The 5,064-nt window shown below is 65.0% G+C and carries 6 protein-coding genes; 1 reads left to right on the top strand and 5 read right to left on the bottom strand.

Annotated elements, in window-relative coordinates:
- The 4 genes from leuC to JWR89_RS03760 all read right to left on the bottom strand — a co-directional run.
- Positions 1–1,414, bottom strand: a 1,414-nt coding sequence (gene leuC / locus JWR89_RS03775; RefSeq protein WP_299711969.1) for a 3-isopropylmalate dehydratase large subunit, incomplete at its 3' end; no start/stop codon positions are given.
- 484 nt (positions 1,415–1,898) lie between these two features.
- Positions 1,899–2,306, bottom strand: coding sequence for a 50S ribosomal protein L19 (gene rplS, locus JWR89_RS03770; RefSeq protein ID WP_299711967.1), 408 nt, complete (start codon positions 2,304–2,306; stop codon positions 1,899–1,901).
- 110 nt (positions 2,307–2,416) lie between these two features.
- Positions 2,417–3,172 carry a tRNA (guanosine(37)-N1)-methyltransferase TrmD gene (trmD, locus tag JWR89_RS03765; RefSeq protein ID WP_299711965.1) on the bottom strand — a complete coding sequence of 252 codons (756 nt, stop codon included), beginning with the start codon at positions 3,170–3,172 and terminating at the stop codon, positions 2,417–2,419.
- Between the two features lie 69 nt (positions 3,173–3,241).
- Positions 3,242–3,664, bottom strand: a complete 423-nt coding sequence (locus JWR89_RS03760) for a helix-turn-helix domain-containing protein (RefSeq protein ID WP_299711963.1) — start codon at positions 3,662–3,664, stop codon at positions 3,242–3,244.
- A 111-nt stretch (positions 3,665–3,775) separates the two neighbouring features.
- On the opposite strand from JWR89_RS03760, the gene JWR89_RS03755 reads away from it, so the two are divergent.
- A complete protein-coding gene (locus tag JWR89_RS03755; protein WP_299711961.1) occupies positions 3,776–4,651 on the top strand; it encodes an SDR family oxidoreductase in 876 nt (291 codons plus the stop codon).
- 3 nt (positions 4,652–4,654) lie between these two features.
- Here JWR89_RS03755 and rimM read toward each other — a convergent pair.
- Positions 4,655–5,064 (bottom strand): ribosome maturation factor RimM (gene rimM, locus JWR89_RS03750; RefSeq protein WP_299711959.1); only part of this gene is annotated, 410 nt, incomplete at its 5' end.

The raw sequence follows: 5,064 nt of genomic DNA, 5'->3' as shown, positions 1-5,064 counted from the left end.
CCCTGATATCGACGAAGTGGCCGGCGATGGCCGCCGCCGCCGCCATCGCCGGGGACACCAGATGGGTGCGGCCCTTGAAGCCCTGCCGTCCCTCGAAGTTGCGGTTCGAGGTCGACGCGCAGCGCTCCTCCGGCAGCAGCTTGTCGGGGTTCATCGCCAGGCACATGGAGCAGCCCGGCTCGCGCCATTCGAAGCCGGCCTTGAGGAAGATCTTGTCCAGCCCCTCGGCTTCCGCCTGTTCCTTGACGAGGCCGGAGCCCGGCACGATCATCGCGCTCAGATTGCCATTGACGGTGTGGCCTTCGACCACCTTGGCCGCCGCGCGCAGATCCTCGATGCGGCCGTTGGTGCAGGAGCCGATGAAGATGCGGTCGAGCTTGATGTCGGTGATCTTGGTTCCGGCCTTCAGCCCCATATAGGCCAGCGCGCGGTGCTTCGACAGCCGCTTCGCCTCGTCGGCAATCTGGTCGGGGTCCGGCACCACGCCGGAGATCGACACCACGTCCTCGGGGCTGGTGCCCCAGGTGACGATCGGCGGCAGTTTGGCGGCGTCGAGGCGGATCTCGTGGTCGAAGAACGCGCCTTCGTCGGAGCGCAGCGTTTCCCAATAGCGCATCGCCGCGTCCCACATCTCGCCCTTCGGCGACATCGGTCGGCCCTTGAGGAACTCATAGGCCTTCTCGTCCGGCGCGATCAGGCCGGCGCGAGCGCCGCCTTCGATCGACATGTTGCAGACCGTCATGCGGCCTTCCATCGACAGCGCGCGAATCGCCTCGCCGGCATATTCCAGCACGTAGCCGGTGCCACCCGCAGTGCCGATCTCGCCGATGATCGCCAGGATGATATCCTTGCCGGTAACGCCGTCGGGCAACTGCCCATCGACGGTGACGCGCATGTTCTTGGCCTTCTTCTGGATCAGCGTCTGGGTCGCCAGCACGTGCTCCACTTCCGAGGTCCCAATGCCATGCGCCAGCGCGCCGAACGCTCCGTGCGTCGAGGTATGGCTGTCGCCGCAGACGATGGTGGTGCCGGGCAGCGTGAATCCCTGCTCGGGGCCGATGACATGGACGATGCCCTGGCGGCGGTCGAACTCGTTGTAATATTCGATGCCGAATTCGCGGACGTTCTCGGCCAGCGTCGCAATCTGTTCAGTGCTCTCCGGATCCGGATTGGGTTTTGAACGATCGGTGGTCGGCACGTTGTGATCGACCACGGCCAGGGTCTTCTCGGGGGCATGGACCTTGCGACCGGCGGTGCGCAGCCCCTCGAACGCCTGTGGGCTCGTCACTTCGTGGACCAGATGGCGATCGACATAGAGCAGGCAGGTGCCGTCATCGGCCTCGTGCACCAGATGGTCGGTCCAGATCTTGTCGTACAGGGTGGTGGGTTTTGCAGCGTCGGATGATTGGGTCATGGGATCAGGCCTTGAAGGAAGTGAAGCCAAAGAGCGCTGTGCATGTTCGTTGCCGGAATGCGGCGAGAGAAGCGCAGCTCAAAAGCGAAACGACGGACGGCGTCAGAGCTGTCGAAGCTCGGCCGCGATCGACGTCGTGAAACGGCCGAAGAAACGTCCCGGCAGCCGGCAGTGATCGTCGATCACGATGCGGGCCACGGTGCTGTGCAGATCTGGAAACATTCCAACCATATAGCACTGGCGCGAGAGTTCGCCAATGAGAGAGGCATGCCGGCTCCGCGAGTCGTCCCCGCGAAAGCGGGGACCCATACCTCTGACCTATCGGTCGAAACGAAGGCCATCGGCAGGGTGCCGCCACGGAATGACCGCGTGTATGGCTCCCCGCTTTCGCGGGGACGACACCCGATAGGTCTGCGCGCGATTACCCAACGCAAAAAGCGCGGCTTGCGCCGCGCTTTGATTGCGAATTCCGTCGAACGAAGAGTTATTTCGCGGCAGCCGCGGCGGCGCCGCCAGCGACCTTGGCCGGACGCTCGGTCTTCTTCTCGACGATGCGGGCCGACTTGCCGCGCAGGTTGCGCAGGTAATACAGCTTGGCGCGACGCACCTTGCCGCGACGCACCACCTTGATCGAGTCGATCATCGGCGACAGCGTCGGGAACACGCGCTCGACGCCTTCGCCGTAGGAGATCTTGCGAACCGTGAAGCTCTCGTTGATGCCGCCGCCGGAACGGCCGATGCAGACGCCTTCATAGGCCTGCACGCGGGAACGTTCGCCTTCGACAACCTTCACGTTGACGATCAGCGTATCTCCGGGACCGAACTCCGGAATAACCTTGGTGGCGGAAAGGCGGTCGAACTGCTCTTTTTCGAGCGTCTGAATCAGGTTCATCGAAATCTCCATCGGCGGCGCGCCCAGACATCGGCGCGGGCTGCGCACACGTCCATCTATCCTGCCATTGCACGGATTTGGCGTCCCTATACGGCATACGGAACGCGTTGTCACCCGTCCGTCGTGTTTTTCGGACGCTTTCGTTGATTGCGCGTTTCAGGCGCAATCGGCCGGACTGCCCATAGATCGGGCCGGCGGCTCCGGGTCAGCGCCTCGGCCTCGGCCAGCCGCCATTTCGCAACCCGGGCGTGGTCGCCGGACAGCAGAATCTCGGGAATCTGGCGATTTTCGAAGCTCTGCGGGCGGGTGTATTGCGGGTATTCCAGCAGCCCATCGGAGAAGCTCTCGTCCGTCCCGGAGCTGAGCTTGCCCATCACGCCGGGCAGCAGCCGCACGCAGGCGTCGATCAAGGTCATGGCAGCGATCTCGCCGCCCGATAGCACGTAATCGCCGATCGAGACCTCCTCGAGGGAGCGGGCATCGATGACGCGCTGGTCGATGCCCTCGAACCGGCCGCAGACGATCAGCGGCCCCGGCCCTGCCGCCAGTTCCGCCACCCGCGCCTGGGTCAATGGCCGACCGCGCGGGCTCATCACGAGGCGGGGGCGGTCTTGCGGCAATGCCGTGGCGTCGATTGCCGCGGCCAGCACGTCGGCGCGCAGCACCATGCCCGGGCCGCCGCCGGCCGGCGTGTCATCGACGCTGCGGTGCCTGTCGGTGGCGGAGTCGCGGATGTCGCGGGCTTCCAGCGCCCACAGCCCGGAGGCCAGCGCGCGACCCGCGAGGCTGATGCCGAGCGGCCCGGGAAACATCTCGGGAAACAGCGTCAACACCGTAGCGCGCCAGATTTTCGGATCAGAAGTCATGGCCTTCCATCGCGCGTCCCGCGCAAGGCGTCAAACTACGAAGCGCAAGCTTCGTGTCCGGGACACGGATCACGCCGCCGACAGATGCTCGCTGGTATCGCCGGCATCGAATTGCGCCCGCGACGCCTGGATGGCGGCAAAACTCTGCTCGGCCCAATCGATCAGTCCCGCCAGTGGCGCCAGCGCCGACTGGCCGAGCGGCGACAGCCGGTATTCGACGGATGGCGGCTTGGTCGGAAAGACATGGCGGGTGATCAGGCCGTCGCGCTGCAGGTCACGCAATGTCTGTGTCAGCATCCGCTTGGAGATGTCCGGCACATTGCGATGCAACTGGCTGAAACGGCACGGCTTCGCCGCCAGCGCCACCAGGATCAGCGTCGTCCACTTGTCGCCAATACGGTCGAGCACATTGCGGACCGGGCAGGCGTTGGCATCGAAACCACGGTCGCGCCATTCGTCGAAACGCGTGTTCAAGGCGTTGCTGGCAGCCATGACAAGGTTCCTTCCAAGTAACCTGGAGACAAAAAGCTGCCTCCTTACAGCAGGCAATGATGGTCTCTATTATAGACCAATCATCAACAAGAGACCATCGAAGGATTTCCCATGACCACCCAGCAGCCACGCATTCTCGTCACCGGCGCCAGCGGCCAGCTTGGGCGCCTGGTGATCGACCATCTGCTGAAGATCGTTCCTGCCACCCGGATCGTTGCCGCGATGCGTGACCCGGCCGGGGGTGCCGCACTGGCGGCACAAGGCGTCACGGTGGTGCCAGCCGATTACAGCAAGCCGGAAACGCTGGACGCAGCCTTCGCCGGTATCGATCGGGTGCTGCTGATCTCGTCCAACGCGCTCGGCGAGCGCGTCGCCCAGCACCGCAACGCGATCGACGCCGCCAAACGCGCCGGCGTCAAACTGCTGGCCTATACCAGCGTGCTGCGCGCCGACACCTCCGGCCTCGGCCTGGCCGAAGAGCATCGCCAGACCGAGGCGGCCCTGCGCGCTTCCGGTGTCCCGTTCGTGCTGCTGCGCAATGGCTGGTACAATGAGAACTACACTGCCTCGATTCCGTCGGCGCTGGCCCACAACGCCCTGCTCGGCAGCGCCGGCGATGGCCGGATCAGTTCAGCCGCACGCGCGGACTATGCCGCGGCGGCGGCAGCGGTGCTGACGTCCACGGAGGATCAGGCCGGGCGCATCTATGAACTGGCCGGAGACGACGCCTATACGCTGTCGCAGTTTGCCGCCGAAGTTTCGAAGCAGGCCGGCAAGCCCCTCGCCTACATGAATCTGCCGGAAGCGGACTTCAAGGCCGCATTGGCCGGCGCTGGTCTGCCAGCTCCCCTCGCCGAGTTGCTGGCCAATTCCGACGCCGCCGCCGCCGAGGGCGCGCTGTTCGACGACGGAAATCAGCTCAGCCGGTTGATCGGCCGGCCGACCACGCCGTTCGCACAGACGATTGCCGCCGCAGTCGCGGCCTGACTATCAGCCCGCGGTTTTCGGATCTTCGCCATCGATTTCCGCGGGCATCTCGACCACCACGTGACCGGCCTTGAGATCGACGGTCGGCACCACGGCGTTGGTGAAGGGCAGCAACAGCGTGTTGCCCTCCGGCGGCGCGATCTCGATGATGTCGCCGGCGCCGAAATTATGGATTGCGACGACGCGGCCGATTGACGCGCCGGCGGCATCCACGGCTTTGAGTCCGATCAGGTCGGCGTGGTAGTATTCGCCGTCCCCGGTATCAGGCAATTTCTCGCGCGGGATATAGAGTTCGACGCCGTTGAGGCGTTCGGCGTCCTCGCGGCTGGCGACGCCCTTGAAGGTCGCCACCAGATGGCCATTGGCCTCCCGGACGGTATCGACCTCCAGCGTGCGGCCGCCGTCCTTGGTTT

This window comes from Tardiphaga sp., from assembly GCF_028290785.1.
Classification (GTDB): Bacteria; Pseudomonadota; Alphaproteobacteria; order Rhizobiales; family Xanthobacteraceae; genus Tardiphaga.
The sequence above is the reverse complement of the archived record's forward strand: the minus strand, read 5'-3'. Positions and strand labels throughout refer to the sequence as shown.

Bases quoted from the DNA above. Each gene is read 5' to 3' on its own strand.
- rplS (WP_299711967.1), bottom strand. From the start codon at position 2,306: ATGAACCTGATTCAGACGCTCGAAAAAGAGCAGTTCGACCGCCTTTCC.
- trmD (WP_299711965.1), bottom strand. From the start codon at position 3,172: ATGACTTCTGATCCGAAAATCTGGCGCGCTACGGTGTTGACGCTGTTT.
- JWR89_RS03760 (WP_299711963.1), bottom strand. From the start codon at position 3,664: ATGGCTGCCAGCAACGCCTTGAACACGCGTTTCGACGAATGGCGCGAC.
- JWR89_RS03755 (WP_299711961.1), top strand. From the start codon at position 3,776: ATGACCACCCAGCAGCCACGCATTCTCGTCACCGGCGCCAGCGGCCAG.